The sequence below is a fragment of the Streptomyces corchorusii genome (genome assembly GCF_001514055.1).
Taxonomy (GTDB): domain Bacteria; phylum Actinomycetota; class Actinomycetes; order Streptomycetales; family Streptomycetaceae; genus Streptomyces; species Streptomyces olivaceoviridis.
Window position 1 is genome coordinate 391,454 of the sequence record NZ_KQ948360.1, and the last position, 16,299, is coordinate 407,752.

Here is a 16,299-nt window from a genome sequence, read left to right on the forward strand (position 1 = left end):
GGAGTCCTGGGGGGCTTCCCGCACCGGGTTCGCGCCGTCCGGCCGCCCGGGGTTGTCCACAGCCCCCCGCACCGCCGCCCACGCCGTCGTACGCTGGACAGCCCCGGCCCGTCACACGAGTCGGGCCCTTCGTGTTGCCGACCCCCTGGACGGAAAGCCCCTCCATGAGCCTGCACGGTCTGCTCGACGCCGTAGTCAAGGACCCCGCCCTCGCGGAAGCGATCAGGGCGGCGGCGGACGGCAACCGCCCGCACGTCGACCTGGTCGGCCCCCCCGCCGCCCGCCCCTTCGCCATCGCCGCCCTGGCCCGTGAGGCCGGCCGCCCGGTGCTGGCGGTCACCGCGACCGGCCGGGAGGCCGAGGACCTCGCCGCCGCCCTGCGCTCCCTGCTGCCCGAACAGGGCGTCGTGGAGTACCCCTCCTGGGAGACCCTCCCGCACGAGCGGCTCAGCCCCCGCAGCGACACCGTCGGCCGCCGCCTCGCCGTCCTGCGCCGCCTCGCCCACCCCAGCCCCGACGACCCCGGCACCGGCCCGGTCTCCGTCGTCGTGGCCCCCGTGCGCTCCGTGCTCCAGCCGCAGGTCAAGGGCCTCGGCGACCTGGAACCGGTGGCCCTGAGGACCGGCCAGAGCGCCGACCTGAACGACGTCGTCGAAGCCCTCGCCGCCGCCGCGTACGCGCGCGTGGAGCTCGTCGAGAAGCGCGGCGAGTTCGCCGTGCGCGGCGGCATCCTGGACGTCTTCCCGCCCACCGAGGAACACCCCCTGCGCATCGAGTTCTGGGGCGACGACGTCGAGGAGATCCGCTACTTCAAGGTCGCCGACCAGCGCTCCCTCGAAGTCGCCGAGCACGGCCTGTGGGCGCCCCCGTGCCGCGAGCTGCTGCTCACCGACGACGTCCGCGCACGCGCGCGTGCCCTCGCCGAGGAACACCCGGAGCTCGGCGAACTCCTGAACAAGATCGCCGAGGGCATCGCGGTCGAGGGCATGGAGTCCCTGGCCCCGGTCCTGGTGGACGACATGGAGCTGCTGCTCGACGTCCTGCCCAAGGGCGCCATGGCCGTCGTCTGCGACCCGGAGCGGGTCCGCACCCGCGCCGCCGACCTCGTCGCCACCAGCCAGGAGTTCCTCCAGGCGTCCTGGGCGGCCACCGCCGGCGGCGGCGAGGCCCCGATCGACGTCGGCGCGGCCTCCCTGTGGTCCATCGCCGACGTCCGCGACCGCGCGCGCGAGCTGGACATGATGTGGTGGTCGGTGTCGCCGTTCGCGGCCGACCTGGAGCTGGAGGCGGACACCCTCAAGCTCGGCATGCACGCCCCCGAGACCTACCGCGGCGACACCGCGCGGGCCCTCGCCGACACCAAGGGCTGGCTCGCCGACGGCTGGCGCGCGGTGTTCCTCACCGAGGGCCACGGCCCGGCCGCGCGCACGGTGGAGGTCCTCGGCGGCGAGGGCATCGCCGCCCGCCTCGACAACGACCTCGGCGAGCTCAGCCCCTCCGTGGTGCACGTCTCCTGCGGCTCGATCGAGTACGGCTTCGTGGACCCGGCACTCAAGCTCGCCGTGCTCACCGAGACCGACCTGTCCGGGCAGCGCACCGCCACCCGCGACGGCGCCCGGATGCCGGCCCGCCGCCGCAAGACCATCGACCCGCTCACCCTGGAGCCCGGCGACTACATCGTCCACGAGCAGCACGGCGTCGGCCGCTACATCGAGATGGTGCAGCGCACCGTCCAGGGCGCCACCCGCGAGTACCTGGTCGTGGAGTACGCGCCCGCCAAGCGCGGCCAGCCCGGCGACCGGCTGTACATCCCGACCGACCAGCTGGAGCAGATCACCAAGTACGTCGGCGGCGAGGCGCCCACCCTGCACCGCCTGGGCGGCGCCGACTGGACGAAGACCAAGGCGCGCGCGAAGAAGGCCGTCAAGGAGATCGCCGCCGACCTGATCAAGCTCTACAGCGCCCGCATGGCCGCCCCCGGCCACGCCTTCGGCCCCGACTCCCCCTGGCAGCGGGAGCTGGAGGACGCCTTCCCCTACGCGGAGACCCCCGACCAGCTCACCACCATCGCCGAGGTCAAGGAGGACATGGAGAAGTCGGTCCCCATGGACCGCCTGATCTGCGGCGACGTCGGCTACGGCAAGACCGAGATCGCGGTCCGGGCCGCCTTCAAGGCCGTACAGGACGGCAAGCAGGTCGCCGTCCTCGTCCCCACGACCCTGCTGGTGCAGCAGCACTTCGGCACGTTCTCCGAGCGGTACGGACAGTTCCCGGTGAACGTGCGGGCCCTGTCCCGCTTCCAGACCGACACCGAGGCCAAGGCCGTCCTGGAAGGACTGAAGGACGGCTCGGTGGACGTCGTCATCGGCACCCACCGCCTGTTCTCCTCGGAGACCAAGTTCAAGGACCTGGGCCTGGTCATCGTCGACGAGGAGCAGCGCTTCGGCGTCGAGCACAAGGAGCAGCTGAAGAAGCTCCGCGCCAACGTCGACGTGCTCACCATGTCCGCCACCCCGATCCCGCGCACCCTGGAGATGGCGGTCACCGGCATCCGCGAGATGTCCACGATCACCACACCCCCGGAGGAGCGCCACCCGGTGCTCACCTTCGTGGGGCCCTACGAGCAGAAGCAGATCGGCGCCGCCATCCGCCGCGAACTGCTGCGCGAGGGCCAGGTCTTCTACATCCACAACCGCGTCGAGTCCATCGACCGCGCGGCGGCCAGGCTCCGCGACATCGTCCCCGAGGCGCGCATCGCCACGGCCCACGGCCAGATGTCGGAGTCCGCGCTGGAGCAGGTGGTCGTCGACTTCTGGGAGAAGAAGTTCGACGTCCTGGTCTCGACCACGATCGTCGAGTCCGGCATCGACATCTCCAACGCCAACACCCTCATCGTGGAGCGCGGCGACACCTTCGGCCTGTCCCAGCTGCACCAGCTGCGCGGCCGGGTCGGCCGTGGCCGCGAGCGCGGCTACGCGTACTTCCTGTACCCGCCGGAGAAGCCGCTGACGGAGACCGCGCACGAGCGCCTGGCGACGATCGCCCAGCACACCGAGATGGGCGCGGGCATGTACGTGGCGATGAAGGACCTGGAGATCCGCGGCGCCGGCAACCTGCTCGGCGGCGAGCAGTCCGGGCACATCGCGGGCGTCGGCTTCGACCTGTACGTCCGCATGGTCGGCGAGGCCGTCGCGGACTACCGGCGGCAGCTGGAGGCAGGGGAGCCCTCGGCGGGAGGAGCGGAGGAGCCGCCGCTGGAGGTCAAGATCGAGCTGCCGGTCGACGCGCACGTCCCGCACGACTACGCGCCCGGCGAGCGCCTGCGCCTCCAGGCGTACCGCTCGATCGCCTCGGCCAACTCCGAGGAGGACATCAAGGCCGTCCGCGAGGAACTCACCGACCGCTACGGCAAGCTGCCCGAGCCGGTGGAGAACCTGCTGCTGGTCGCCGGGCTGCGGATGCTCGCGCGCGCGTGCGGCGTCGGCGAGGTCGTCCTCCAGGGCACCAACATCCGCTTCGCGCCGGTGGAACTGCGCGAGTCGCAGGAGCTGCGGCTCAAGCGGCTCTACCCGGGCACGGTCATCAAGCCCGCCGCGCACCAGGTGCTGGTCCCGCGCCCGAAGACCGCGAAGGTGGGCGGCAAGCCGCTGGTCGGCCGCGAACTGCTGGCCTGGGTCGGCGAGTTCCTCACCTCCGTCCTGGGGTGACGGCCGGTGTTCGGGGGCGGGGGCGCGCGTGCGGATCGGTGAGCTGGCCGAGGCGACCGGTACGACACCGCGCGCCCTGCGCCACTACGAGCAGCAGGGCCTGATCACCTCCGCGCGCACCGCCAACGGCTACCGCGCGTACGACACCGCTACCGCCGTCCGGGTGCGCAACATCCGCCGGCTGCTGGAGGCGGGCCTCACCCTGGACGACGTACGGGCGTTCCTGCCCTGCCTGGACGGCGACGTCACCGCCGGTCCGGCCTCCGCCAGGGCACTGGAGGTCGCCCGGGACCGGCTGGCCGTACTCGACGCGCGCATCTCCGCCCAGACGGCGGTCCGGGAACGACTGGCGGCGGCGTTGCGGGAGGCGGGCGACGCGGTGCCCTGAGCGGACCGGTTCAGGCGGTCGCACCGACCGGTTCGGGCGACCACACCCACCGGTCCGGGCGGTCGCACCCACCGGTTAGGGCGACCACGCGAACCGGTTCAGGCGACCACCGCGCCGCCGTCCACCGGCAGCACCACCCCCGTCACGAACGACGCCCCGGGGGAGGCGAGCCGGGTGATGGCCCAGGCGACCTCCTCGGGACGGCCGATCCGGCCGAGCGGGGTGTGGTCGAGCTGCCACCTGCGCAGGGCGGCGCGCCGCTCGGGGGTGAAGCCGGCGTGGTCGGCGACCGGGGTCTCGATCGCGCCCGGGGCCACGGCGACCACCCGGACGCCGTGCGGCGCCAGTTCCACCGCCCAGCTGCGGGTCAGCGTCTCCAGGGCCGCCTTGCCCGCCGCGTACAGGGAGTTGCCGGGCCAGGCGCGCTGGCCCACCGAGGTGGTCACGTTCACCACGACACCCCGGCTCCCGGTCAGCGCGGACAGCGCGGCCTGGGTGAGCAGCACGGGTGCGAGCAGATTGGTCTCCAGCAGCGGCCGTACCGACGCGCGCGTGTAGCCGCGCAGGGAGTCGGCGGTGACGACGGCCGCGTTGTTGACGAGCACGTCGATCCGGCCGTACCGCTCCAGCGTGGCCCGTACGACGGTCCCCGGACCGTCCTCGGCGGTCAGGTCGGCCGGCAGGGGCGTGATGCCCGGGTGCCCCTCGGCGGTCTCGGCCAGGGGCGCGGCCCGGCGGCCCACGGCGACGACCCGGGCGCCCTCGGCGGCGAACGCGCGCGCGGTGGCGCGGCCGATGCCGGTGCCGGCGCCGGTCACGAGGACGGTACGGGGGCCTTGGGGACGGCTGTTCTCGGTCATGCGAGGATCGTCGGACCCTGCCGCCAGTGACAAGGTCAAGCCCGGCCGGGGGCGCGCGTGGACGGCAACGGCCCGTCATCTTCTCCGCCTTGCGCCCGGTTTGCTTCCTGACGGCCCCTTTGCGCGCGCATCCGAGGGGCTGTGGAGGGAAGTTACGGTGGTGAGCGGAACGATCCGTCCGCGCCTCACGGGCGGACCAGGGTGAGCGAGGGAGACGCACTGTGACGCGTCCGAAGGGCCTAGCGGCCATCGCCGTGGCGGTGCTGGTCGCCGTGACCGGCTGCACGGCCGAGCAGACCGGAGGGGCCTCCGGGCCCGCGAAGGGCGGGGGCGGGAGCGCGGCCCTGGCCGCCGCCGACTCGCTGACCGTCAAGGGGCGCGCGCCGAAGACCGGTTACTCCCGGGAGCGGTTCGGCGCCGCCTGGGCGGACACCGACTCCAACTCCTGCGACACCCGCGACGACATCCTCAAACGCGACCTGAAGCAGGTGCGCTTCACCGGCGGCAGGTGCAAGGTCTCCTACGGCCTGCTGGACCCCGACCCCTACTCCGGCAAGGACATCACCTACCGGCGCGGTCGCAGCCAGGTCGACATCGACCACATCGTCGCCCTCTCCGACGCCTGGCAGAAGGGCGCCAAGTACTGGGACCCCAGCAAGCGCATAGCGCTGGCCAACGACCCCCTGAACCTCCTCGCGGTCGACGCGAGCACCAACCGCGGCAAGGGCGACGGCGACGCGGCCACCTGGCTGCCGCCCGACAAGTCCTACCGGTGCGCCTATGTCGCCGCCCAGGTCGCGGTCAAGAAGAAGTACGGGCTGTGGGTCACCGCCGCCGAGCGGACCGCCATGAAGAAGGTCCTCGCCGGCTGCCCGGACCAGAAGCTCCCCACCGGCGGCAACCCCACCAAGGCGCCCGAGCGCTTCCGGGCCCGGTGACCCGTACGGGCGCCGGCCGCTTCGTCGTCCCGACCGCCCGCGAAACCGGTGTCCCGCCGGGGAGGCACCGCCTACCGTGACCGTCATGGACATCAAGGTGAGCAGCCTCGCCGAGCGGCCCGACCGGCTCGCGGCGGTGCTCGGCATGACCGACACCTGGCCCGAGTTCGTCACCCACGACCTCGTGGGCAACGCCCACTACGGCCGCATCCCCACCGAACTGCCGGAGTACACCCTGTTCGCCGAGGACGCGGACGGCCGGGTCGTGGCCCACGCCTACAGCGTGCCGTTCGCCCTCGACCTGGACGGCCGGCGCGCCCTGCCGGCCCGGGGCTGGGACCAGGTCCTGGTGTGGGCCTTCGCCGACCTGCGCCACGGCACCCGCCCGGACACCGTCAGCGCCATCGCGGTCACCATCGCCCCGCACGCCCAGGGCCGGGGCCTGTCGTCCGTCATGCTCTCGGCGATGCGCGACAACGCCCGTGCCCGCGGCTTCCGCGAGGTGGTCGCCCCCGTCCGCCCCAACGCCAAGCACCGCGAGCCGCACACCCCGCTCGCCGAGTACGCCCACCGGGTCCGCCCCGACGGGCTGCCCGAGGACCCCTGGCTGCGCGTGCACGCCCGGGCCGGCGCCACCATCGACTCCATCGCCCCGGCCTCCATGACCGTGACCGGCTCGCTGGAGGAGTGGCGCCGCTGGACCGGGCTGCCCTTCGACACGGCGGGCGACGTCGAGGTGCCCGGCGCGCTGGTCCCGGTCCGCTGCGAACCCGAGCACGGCTACGCCGTCTACACCGAGCCCAACGTGTGGATGCGGCACCCGCTGTGACCCCGCGCCAGGCCCCTTTCGGCACCGGCAGTGCCCGCGCCGGCTGTTACAGCGCGTCGAGGTCGACGATCTCGCCCGCGGGCTTGTGCGCGGGCACCGGCTTGCCGTAGTCGACGAACGACAGGTGCTCCGGCTCCTTCCCGCCGGACGCGCTGTCGACCCGCAGCAGGTACGGCTTGCCCTCGGTCGCCACGTACGCCGTGTAGCGCTCCTTGCCGTCCTTCTCGGACAGGGTGATCGCGGGCGTGCCGTCGACCCGCGTGGTCCTGCCGCGGGTGGTGCCCGCCGTGCCGCCGTCGCTCAGGTCGCCGAGGACCGAGTCCAGGTCGCAGAAGCTCGCGATGTCCTTGGCGTCCTGGCCCTTCACGGCCATCTTGGTCCACTTCCCGGCCAGCATGTCCACGGCCGCCTGCGTGTCCTCCTTGGACTCGCCCTTGCTCTGGGCGCGCAGGAACGCCTCGTCGTACTTCATGTAGACGGTGCTGCCGGTCTTGATCAGGTCGGCCTTGCCCTCGCCGTCCATGCTCATCGTGCCGGCGCACTCGCCGGCGTGGTTGATCGCCATGTCGATGTCGATGACGCCCTTGCTCTCGTCGTCGGTGACCCGGCCCTTGAGCCGTACGGAGGTGGCATCGGTGGTGGCCTTCAGCGCGCGCTCGGCGATCTGGCTGCCGCTCAGCCCGGCGAACGGGCCCTTCGGCTTGCTGTCCGCCGAGTCCTGTCCCGGCTGGCAGCCGGTGGTGAGTCCCGCCGTGGCCGCGGCGGCGAGGCAGAGGGCGGCGAGTGCGGTACGACGCATGACGGTTCCTTGCTGAGAGGAGTGGGTGGTGAGCGGGGAGCCGTGGGGCTCCGCGGAGTGCGGTGGTGCGGGACCGGCGCGGGTCTCGTAGCCCGCGCCGGGGTGGGCGGACGGGTCAGGCCTTCTTCCAGGTGCCGCAGTCGTTCGTCTTGAAGTAGGCGTCCGACGGGCTGATGGTGACGACGGCCGTACCGGTGACGTTGTTGTTGGCGATGATCGAGTCCAGCCCGTGGCCGGCGTCCTTCGTACGCTCCCAGTAGCAGGAGTCGTCGGCGTTGCCGGTCGACCTGTAGGTGCCCGGCGCGATGTCCGTGCCGACCTTGAACATGCCCCCGTCGCCGTCCATCGAGGAGGCGGGCGTGCCCTTCGCCTTCGGGTCCACGGCCTCCCAGTCCTGGCAACCGCTGGACTTGAACAGCTTGTCGGCGGGCTTGATGGTCACGTAACTCGTGCCGCTGACATTGTCGTTGGCGAGCAGGGAGTCGAGTTCGCCCGAGGCGTCCTTGGCGCGCTCCCAGTAGCACATGCCGTCGTCGTTGCCGGTCGTGCGGTACGTCCCCGGCTTCACATCGGTACCGACCTGGTACTCGCCGTCGCCCCCGAAGGCGGCCTTCTTCTCCTCGGACTTCGCGTCGGACTTCTGGGCACCCCCCGAGTCCTTCGCGGCGCCGGACTTGTGCTCGGCCGACGCCGAGGACCCCTTGTCGCCACCGCCGGAACCGCCGTCCTTGCCGTCGCTGCCGGCGTTGGCGGACACGGCACCGATGACGACGATCCCCACGACGGCACCGAGCGCGACCTTGGCCTTCATACCCATGGCGAACCCCTCCCCACAGACTGCGGCCTCCCCCTCCGGTGACCGCTTGTTCGCTGGGTCAATAACAGCAGAGCTTGTGAACCGAGTCAACACGATTCACACGTCAACTGGAGTACACGTCGTGAACTCCCGGATCTTGTGTACGTCGGTATGCTCGGTGCTCACATGGGACGAGGGGAGCGGGCCGGTGCAGGACAACGCGACAGAGGTGACCGCGGCCGGTATCGCGCGGCTCGCCGGAGTGGGCCGGGCCGCCGTCAGCAACTGGCGCCGGCGGCACGCCGACTTCCCGAAACCGGTGGGCGGCACCGAGACCAGCCCGTCCTTCGCGCTCGCCGAGGTCGAGGCGTGGCTGCGCAAGCAGGGGAAACTCGCCGAGGTGCCGCTGCGCGAACGCGTCTGGCAACAACTGGCCGGGCACCCGGAAGGTCCGCTGCCGGCCCTGGTGCACACCGGCTGTGTGCTGCTGCTGATCCACGAGCGGCCCACCGTCTGGCTCGACGCGAGCGCGGGCTCCGACGCACGGCTGGCCGCGATCCTGTCCGGGGCGCTGGACCAGGTGCTGGTCCCGCGCCTCGGCGGACCGGCCGGACCGGGCGGACGGGCGGGGCGCGGGGCGCGGGGGGCTGGTGTGGAGCCGGGGCCTGAGGGTGCTGGTGAGAAGGGGGCTTCCGACGCAGGGGGTGTGCACGGCGGGGGTGTGAACGCCGGTGGTGGCGCCGGGGGTGTGAACGAGGGTGCGCACGCCGGAGCTGTGAACGCGGGGGCGCGGGCGGACAGGGTGAACGCGGGTGCCGGCTCCCCCGGTGTGAACGCCGCTGTCGATGCCGCCGGTGTGAATGCCGGTGCCGAGGCCGACCGTGTGAACCCCGCCCTCACGACTCCCGCCGTGAACACCTCACCGACGCCCTCGCCTGTGAACACCCCGCCAACTCTTCACACACCGCATCCCGTTCACGCCGTCCCGGCCTCTCCCACCGCCCCGGCCTCTCCCACCGCCCCGGCCCTCCGCACCCCCACCGGCCCCCAACTCCTCCTCTCCGCCCCCCTCCTGCGCGGGGCCGCCGAACTGGCCGCCGAGATGGGGGCGCGGCAGGCGTTCGAGTTCCTGCTGGGCCGGCACCTGGACGCCAACCCCCGCCAGTACACGCTCACCCCGGCCGAACTCGCCGGTCTCATGGCCGACCTCGCCGGCCCGGCCCGCACCGTCCTCGACCCGGCCTGCGGCACCGGCGCCCTGCTGCGCGCCGTGGCCACCCGGCCCGACCAGGAGCTGTACGCCCAGGACAGCGCCCCCGAACTCGCCGCGATCAGCGCGCTGCGGCTCGCGTTGCACAGCCGGGCCACCGTGCGCGCCGCCGCCGGCGACACCCTGCGCGCCGACGCGTACCCCGGGCTGCGCGCCGACGTGGTCCTGTGCCATCCGCCGTTCAACGAGCGCAACTGGGGCCACGACGAACTCGCCTACGACCCCCGCTGGGAGTACGGCTTCCCGGCCCGCACCGAGTCCGAACTGGCCTGGGTGCAGCACGCGCTGGCCCGGCTGACCGACGGCGGCACCGCCGTGCTGCTCATGCCGCCGGCCGCCGCCTCCCGCCGTTCCGGGCGCCGGATCCGCGCCGATCTGCTGCGCCGGGGCGCGCTGCGGGCCGTGGTCGCGCTGCCGGTCGGGGCGGCACCGCCGTACAACATCCCGTTGCACCTGTGGGTGCTGCGCCGGCCCGACCGGGCGCCGGCGACCCCCGAGGTGCTGCTCGTGGACACCGGCAGGTTCGCCGGGGAGGGGCGGGGCGGGCCGGACTGGGAGGCGGTACGGGAGGCCGTGACGGACGCCTGGGGCGCCTTCACGCGCGCGGGACACCTCGCGGAGCGGCCGGGGCTCGCCCGTTCCGTGCCGGTCATCGACCTCCTGGACGACGACGTCGACCTGGCTCCCGCCCGCCATCTTCCGCCGGCCGCGGTGGCCGACGGCGCCGAGCAGCTCACGCGGGTGCGCGAGCGCCTGGGCGCGACCCTGCGCCTGACCGCCGACCTCACCCCGCCCCCGGCCGACCCGTCGCCGGCCGCGCGCTGGCCGCTCACCACGATCGGCGAACTCGCGCGCGGAGGCGCGCTGGTGATGCGCACCGGCGGAAACGGCGGCCACGCGCGCGTACCGGTGCTCACCGACCATGACGTCCTCGCCGGAACGGCCCCTTCGGGCACGCTTCCGGAGAGCGAGGAGGAGGCCGTCCTGACCGAGCCGGGCGATGTCGTCGTACCGGTGCTCGGCGGGGGATCGGTGGCGCGCGTGATCGACGAGGCGACCGGGGGCGCGGTCCTGGGGCGCAACCTCGTGCTGCTGCGCCCGGACCGGACGGCGCTCGACCCATGGTTCCTCGCCGGGTTCCTGCGGGGTACGGCCAACAACCGGCAGGCCAGCAGCTACGCCTCCACGGCGACCCGGCTGGATGTGCGCCGGCTCCAGTTGCCCCGGCTCCCGCTGGAGGAACAGCGGCGCTACGGCGACCGGTTCCGCGCGCTGGACGCGTTCGAGCGGGCGCTCAGGCACGCGAGCCGGCTCGGGGAACAGCTCGTGCGCGGCATGTACGACGGACTGACGGACGGCACGGTCGCACCCGGCTGAACCGCCCGGCTGAACCCGTCCGACCGAGGGGGCCCGGCCGCACCGGGCGAAGTGACCGATCCGCGTGAAGTGATCAGGGCGACAACGGTTCGGTACAACCCGGGACCCGTTGTCCTTGTCGGCCTATACGCTCGGACTCCGACCGGGACACCGTCCCGTCGGCGTCCGTCCCCATCGGTCCCACTCGGTCCAGGAGCAGTCATGTACGGCCACGGCACGGCGCCGCCTCCCCGCAGCGCGGGAAAGGTCATCTCCCTGCGCGTGATGTTCGCGGCGGCCGGGGCGCTCTCCTGTGGACTGCTGTCGTGCCTGCCGTTGTTCCGGGTGGCCTTCGTGCGGGGCCGCTGGTGGGACTGGCTGACCGCCTGGCTGAGCCTGCCGCTGTCCATCACCGGGTTCGTGGTGGTCGGTGAACTGCCGGAACAGGACTGGCGCAGCGACGTCGCCCTGAGCCTGCTCATGTTCCTCGGTGTGGCGTCCGCGGTGTACTACCTGGTCGTGGACATCCGGCTGCACCAGCGGCAGCGGTTCGCCGGGTTCGCCCCCGCGCACGCCGCCGCCACCCAGGCCCCGCCCGGCACCGGACCCTACGGCTTCGGGCACGGGACGCCGCCGTACCCGGCGCCCGTACCGGCCCCGCAGCACCCCGTACCGCCCGCGCACCCCGTACCGGCACCCCTGCCGCACCACCGGATACCCGGGCCGCCGCACACCGGGGCGGTGCCCCCGGTCGCCGTGCCGCGGAGTGGGCCGCCCCAGCGCCCCGCGCCCGCCCGCATCGACCAGGTGCGCGCCGAACTGGACGAACTCAGCGACTACCTGCGCCGGCACGACGGCCACGAGGGCCACGGCGAGGGCGGACGGTGACCGTGACGACAGGACGCATGGTCGCCGGCCGGTACGAACTGTCCACGCTCATCGGGCAGGGCGGCATGGGCCAGGTCTGGACGGCCTACGACCGCCGGCTCGACCGGCGCGTGGCGGTGAAGCTGCTGCGCCCGGACAAGGTGGCGGGCCAGGAGGCGGACGAACTGCGCCGCCGGTTCGTGCGCGAGTGCCGGGTGACCGCGCAGGTGGACCATCCCGGTCTGGTGACGGTGCACGACGCGGGCAGCGAGGGCGAGGAGCTGTTCCTCGTCATGCAGTACGTCGACGGCGCCGACCTCTCCGACCACCTCGCCGAGCACGACCCGTACCCGTGGCAGTGGACGGTCGCGGTGGCCGCGCAACTGTGCGCCGTGCTGAGCGCCGTGCACGCCGTGCCGATCGTGCACCGCGACCTCAAGCCGCGCAACGTGATGGTGAAGCAGGACGGCACGGTCACCGTCCTCGACCTGGGCGTGGCCTCGGTGATGGACACGGACACCACCCGCCTCACACACACCGGTTCCCCGATCGGCTCGCCCGCCTACATGGCGCCGGAGCAGGCGATGGGCGGCGCGGTCGGCCCGTACACCGACCTGTACGCGCTCGGTGTGCTGATGCACGAACTGCTCAGCGGCGAGGTGCCGTTCGCCGGCTCCACGGCCCTGGGCGTGCTGCACCGGCACCTGTACGAACCGCCGCTGCCCGTGCGCCGGATCCGCCCCGAGGTCCCCGAGGCGCTCGAAGCCCTGGTGCTGCGGCTGCTCGCCAAGGACCCGCAGCACCGGCCGGCGTCCGCGCAGGAGGTGTACGAGGACCTGGCGCTGCTCCTGCCCGCGCGCGGGACGCCCACGGGCGCGCCCCTGGACCCCACGCGTCCCTTCCTGCGCCCGCACGCCCCCTGGCCGGACCGCGCGCGGACCCCCGCGCACCAGCCCGCACCGGTCGCACCGGCGCCGCCGGTGGCCGAGAAGCCCGATGTCGCCGCCGCCGTGGACGAGGTCAAGCGGCTGCTGGGCGAGGGCCGCATCACGCAGGCCGTCGACATCCTGGGCGCGATCCTGCCGGCCGCCGCCGAGCAGCACGGCGAGCTCTCCCCGGTCGTACGCACCCTGCGCAAGCAGTACGCGGCCACGCTCATGGACGACGGCCAGTACCGGCGCGCGCTGCCCGAACTGCGCCGGCTCGCCGACGAACGCGCCGCCGAGGCAGGCCAGGCCGACCCGCAGTCGCTGCGCTACCGCTACGAGGCGGCGCAGTGCCTGGAGCAACTGGGCGAACCGGCGGCGGCGCTCGCCGAGTACCGGGCGCTGCTGCCGTACTACGAGAACCAGTACGTCTCCGGGGACCCGCAGCTCGCCCACGAGGTGCGCCGCCGCATCGGCCACCTGCTGCTCGCCCTCGGCGACCGGCCGGCCGCCCACGACACGCTCGCGCGGCTCGTGCTGGACGTCGAGCGGCTGCACGGCCCCGGCCATCCGCTGGCCGTGGAGATCCGCCGCACCCTCCAGTGGCTGGGGCAGGTACGCGGGTAGCCGCGCGGAGATTTTGCCGGGCCCTGGGAGAATCTTGTGCGCGCGCGGGGTTTCTGTTTCCCGGTGACAGACCCGGCGCCGATACGTTTCGCTTCGTTTTCGCCAGGCACGCACGCGCGGGAAGCGCCGTGCGCCGAGCAGGGGTGGGGTTCATGGCCGGTCATCGGCAGTCGAAGAAGCGCAGGTACCTCATCTGGGCGGTGGCCGGCGCGGCCGTCGTCGCCGGGGCCGGGATCGCCGCGCAGACCTCCATGGCCGCCACCGCCTGGCCGGCCCAGAAGACCTTCACCGGCCGCGCGTTCGACACCTGCACCGCGCCCTCGCTGTCGGCCATGAAGGCCTGGCACACCGGCTTCTACGGCGCCGCCGCCGTCTACGTGGGCGGCAAGAACCGCGGCTGCGCCCAGCCCAACCTCACCGCCTCCTGGGTGAAGTCGGTCAACTCCCTCGGCTGGAAGCTCATCCCGATCTACGTCGGCGCCCAGCCGCCCTGCCAGACCGGCTCCAGCCCCGAGAAGCTGACCGCCACCACGGCCGCCTCCCTCGGCGCCACCGACGCGGCGGACGCCGTCGCCAAGGCCTCCGCGCTCGGCATGAAGGCCGGCAGCCCGGTCTACCTGGACATGGAGCCGTACGACACCGCCAACAAGGCGTGCAACACCGCCGTGCTGACGTACGTGCGCTCCTTCATGAAGACGCTGCGCGCCAAGACCTACCGCGGCGGCTACTACGGCTTCAGCAGTTCCAGCGCCAAGGCCGTCGCCACCGCGTCCGACAAGACGGACCTGCCGGGCAACCTCTGGTACGCGCTGTGGGACAAGCAGAACACGACGACCGCGGACTGGCCGTGGGGCGCGACCCAGTACACGAACCACAGCCGCGGCCACCAGTACATGGTGAACAGCAAGGAGGCGCACGGCGGCGTCACGCTGACCGTCGACCGGGACGCCTGGGACGCGCCGGTGGCCATCGTCGGCTGACCCGGCCGGCCCGGCGGCCCCTCGGGGAGCGGCGCGGCGGTGCCCGAAGCGCGCGCGAATCGTTGGTCGAATGGGTTGGCCCCAGCCTGCCCACTGCCTACCATCGATCACCGCAAGACTTTGTGCGCCCGCCCGTCGCCCGACCACCACCCCTGGCGGAGGCGCTGGCGCGCCGCACCTGTCGTTGCAATCTCCCTGGGAGGTCCCCTTGCACCGCCGCCGCACCGCGCTCGTCCTCACCGCCGCGATCGCCGCCGCGGCACCCCTGCTGACCGCCTGCGGGAGCGACGCGCACCCGGGCGCCGCGGCCGTCGTCGGCGGGCAGCGGATCACCGTCGCCCAGCTGGAGAGCCGGGTCGACGAGGTCCGCCGGGCACAGCGGGCAGCGGTGCCGGACGAGACGCAGTACCAGCAGGTCGTCTCCTCCACCAGCACCCTCACCCGCGATACCCTGCACAACATGGTGCTCGACCGGGTGCTGCACCGCGCCGCGAAGGACGCGAGCGTCACCGTCACCCGCAAGGAGATCCAGCAGATGCGCGGCGAGCTGGAGCGGCAGGCCGGCGGCGGCAAGGGCCTGGAGACGGCCTGGTTGCAGAAGTACGGCATCGCCCCGGCCCGCCTCGACGACAACCTGCGGCTGCAACTGGAGGCGCAGAAGCTGGCCGCGCGGCTCGGCACCGACACGAGCCGGCCCGCCTTCTGGAAGGCCCTGTCCAAGGCCTCGGAGGAACTCCACGTGGACCTCAACCCGCGCTACGGCTCCTGGGACGTACAGAAGAGCAGCCGCGTGGACGCCGGGACGCCCTGGGTACGGGAGGTCACGACGGCGGGCGGGGAGCCGGTGACGGCATAGAGGGGCCACGGACCGGCGCGGCGGAGCATCCAGTCATACGATCACAGGACCCCGTCGGGCCTGTGGACAACCCGATCCGCTCCCGCGCCCCGTGGGTTACGTTCGGATCGTGAACGAAACCAGCCCCGAAGCCCGTGGGGAAGCCGCCCCCGGCCGTATCGTCCTGCTCACCACCAGCCACCGCGTCGCCCCCGGTCTGCTGTCCTGGCCCGCCTGGCAGGCCCTGCGCACCGCCGACGCCGTGCTGTGCGCGGACTGCGCCCATCCGCAGCTGCCGTATCTGCGCGAGGCCGGGATAGCGGTGGCCGAGACGTCCCCCACCGCCCAGGAGCTGGTCGACGCCTGTGCCGGAGGCCGGACGGTGGTGGTCGTGGCCACGGGCGAGGGAGAGCCCGCCCTCACCGACGGCCTCGCCCGGCTGGCCGGCTCCGGCCGGGTCGCCATGCCCGAGCTGGAGCTGCTCCCCGCCTCCTACGACCTGCCCGGTGCCCGTCTGCTGGACCTCGTGCAGGTCATGGACCGCATCCGCGCCGAGTGCCCGTGGTCCTCCCGGCAGACCCACGAGGGCCTGGCGAAGTACGGCATCGAGGAGGCGTACGAACTGGTCGAGGCGATCGAGGCCGGCGACCGCGAGGAGCTGCGCGAAGAGCTGGGCGACGTCCTCCTCCAGGTCGTCTTCCACTCCCGCATCGCCGAGGAGGACCCGGAGGCGCCGTTCTCCGTCGACGACGTCGCCGGCGGCATCGTCGCCAAGCTCATCCACCGGCACCCGCACGTCTTCGGCGACGAGGAGGCCGAGACCCCGGAGGACGTCAAGGAGCACTGGCTGCGCACCAAGGCCGAGGAGAAGCGGCGCACCTCCGTCACGGACGGCGTCCCGCTCGGCCAGCCCGGCCTGGCCCTCGCCGCCAAGCTCGCCTCCCGCACCCGCACGGCGGGCCTGGACGTCCCGCTGCCGCAGGGGGACGGCATCGGCTACGAACTGCTGGCGCTGGCGGTCCGCGCCGAGGCGGCGGGCACCGACCCGGAGGCGGCCCTGCGGGCGGCGGCCCGCGCGTACCGGGACGCGATACGGGCCGCCGAGGGCCTGCCCGCCTAGG

The 16,299-nt window shown here is 73.3% G+C and carries 13 protein-coding genes; 10 read left to right on the plus strand and 3 right to left on the minus strand.

What is annotated here, in order from left to right; all coding sequences use genetic code 11:
• Positions 1 to 164: 164 nt before the first annotated feature.
• Positions 165 to 3,707 carry a transcription-repair coupling factor gene (gene mfd, locus AQJ11_RS27275; protein ID WP_059264740.1) on the plus strand — a complete coding sequence of 1,181 codons (3,543 nt, stop codon included), beginning with the start codon at positions 165 to 167 and terminating at the stop codon, positions 3,705 to 3,707.
• Positions 3,708 to 3,735: 28 nt separating this feature from the next.
• Entirely contained in the window at positions 3,736 to 4,095 is a 360-nt protein-coding gene (locus AQJ11_RS27280) for a MerR family transcriptional regulator (protein WP_059264743.1), read from the plus strand.
• A 98-nt stretch (positions 4,096 to 4,193) separates the two neighbouring features.
• Here the strand turns inward: AQJ11_RS27280 and AQJ11_RS27285 are convergent, their stop codons facing one another.
• On the minus strand, positions 4,194 to 4,955 hold the full coding sequence (locus AQJ11_RS27285; protein ID WP_014673177.1) for an SDR family NAD(P)-dependent oxidoreductase: 762 nt from the start codon (positions 4,953 to 4,955) through the stop codon (positions 4,194 to 4,196).
• Between the two features lie 221 nt (positions 4,956 to 5,176).
• Here AQJ11_RS27285 and AQJ11_RS27290 point away from each other — a divergent pair, with 221 nt between their 5' ends.
• Positions 5,177 to 5,893 carry an HNH endonuclease family protein gene (locus AQJ11_RS27290; protein WP_059264745.1) on the plus strand — a complete coding sequence of 239 codons (717 nt, stop codon included), beginning with the start codon at positions 5,177 to 5,179 and terminating at the stop codon, positions 5,891 to 5,893.
• A gap of 85 nt (positions 5,894 to 5,978) precedes the next feature.
• The gene (locus AQJ11_RS27295; RefSeq protein ID WP_208616624.1) at positions 5,979 to 6,722 is read left to right on the plus strand and encodes a GNAT family N-acetyltransferase; all 744 of its coding nucleotides are present in this window, start codon (positions 5,979 to 5,981) and stop codon (positions 6,720 to 6,722) included.
• Between the two features lie 46 nt (positions 6,723 to 6,768).
• Here AQJ11_RS27295 and AQJ11_RS27300 read toward each other — a convergent pair whose 3' ends face one another.
• Positions 6,769 to 7,521, minus strand: coding sequence for a hypothetical protein (locus tag AQJ11_RS27300; RefSeq protein ID WP_058080819.1), 753 nt, complete (start codon positions 7,519 to 7,521; stop codon positions 6,769 to 6,771).
• Positions 7,522 to 7,636: 115 nt separating this feature from the next.
• Positions 7,637 to 8,338, minus strand: coding sequence for an Rv1352/Rv1906c domain-containing protein (locus tag AQJ11_RS27305; protein WP_014673173.1), 702 nt, complete (start codon positions 8,336 to 8,338; stop codon positions 7,637 to 7,639).
• A 187-nt stretch (positions 8,339 to 8,525) separates the two neighbouring features.
• Here AQJ11_RS27305 and AQJ11_RS27310 point away from each other — a divergent pair, with 187 nt between their 5' ends.
• From AQJ11_RS27310 to AQJ11_RS27335, 6 genes are all read left to right on the plus strand, one after another.
• Entirely contained in the window at positions 8,526 to 10,964 is a 2,439-nt protein-coding gene (locus tag AQJ11_RS27310; protein WP_059264749.1) for an N-6 DNA methylase, read from the plus strand.
• Positions 10,965 to 11,165: 201 nt separating this feature from the next.
• Positions 11,166 to 11,831, plus strand: coding sequence for a hypothetical protein (locus tag AQJ11_RS27315; RefSeq protein WP_059264751.1), 666 nt, complete (start codon positions 11,166 to 11,168; stop codon positions 11,829 to 11,831).
• Between the two features lie 17 nt (positions 11,832 to 11,848).
• Positions 11,849 to 13,363: a serine/threonine-protein kinase gene (locus AQJ11_RS27320; protein ID WP_014673170.1), complete on the plus strand. Its 1,515-nt coding sequence runs from the start codon at positions 11,849 to 11,851 to the stop codon at positions 13,361 to 13,363.
• A 152-nt stretch (positions 13,364 to 13,515) separates the two neighbouring features.
• On the plus strand, positions 13,516 to 14,343 hold the full coding sequence (locus AQJ11_RS27325; RefSeq protein WP_059264795.1) for a glycoside hydrolase domain-containing protein: 828 nt from the start codon (positions 13,516 to 13,518) through the stop codon (positions 14,341 to 14,343).
• Between the two features lie 208 nt (positions 14,344 to 14,551).
• Positions 14,552 to 15,199, plus strand: a complete 648-nt coding sequence (locus AQJ11_RS27330) for a SurA N-terminal domain-containing protein (RefSeq protein ID WP_059264753.1) — start codon at positions 14,552 to 14,554, stop codon at positions 15,197 to 15,199.
• Positions 15,200 to 15,308: 109 nt separating this feature from the next.
• Entirely contained in the window at positions 15,309 to 16,298 is a 990-nt protein-coding gene (locus AQJ11_RS27335; protein WP_059264797.1) for a nucleoside triphosphate pyrophosphohydrolase, read from the plus strand.
• The last annotated feature ends 1 nt before the right edge of the window (position 16,299 follow it).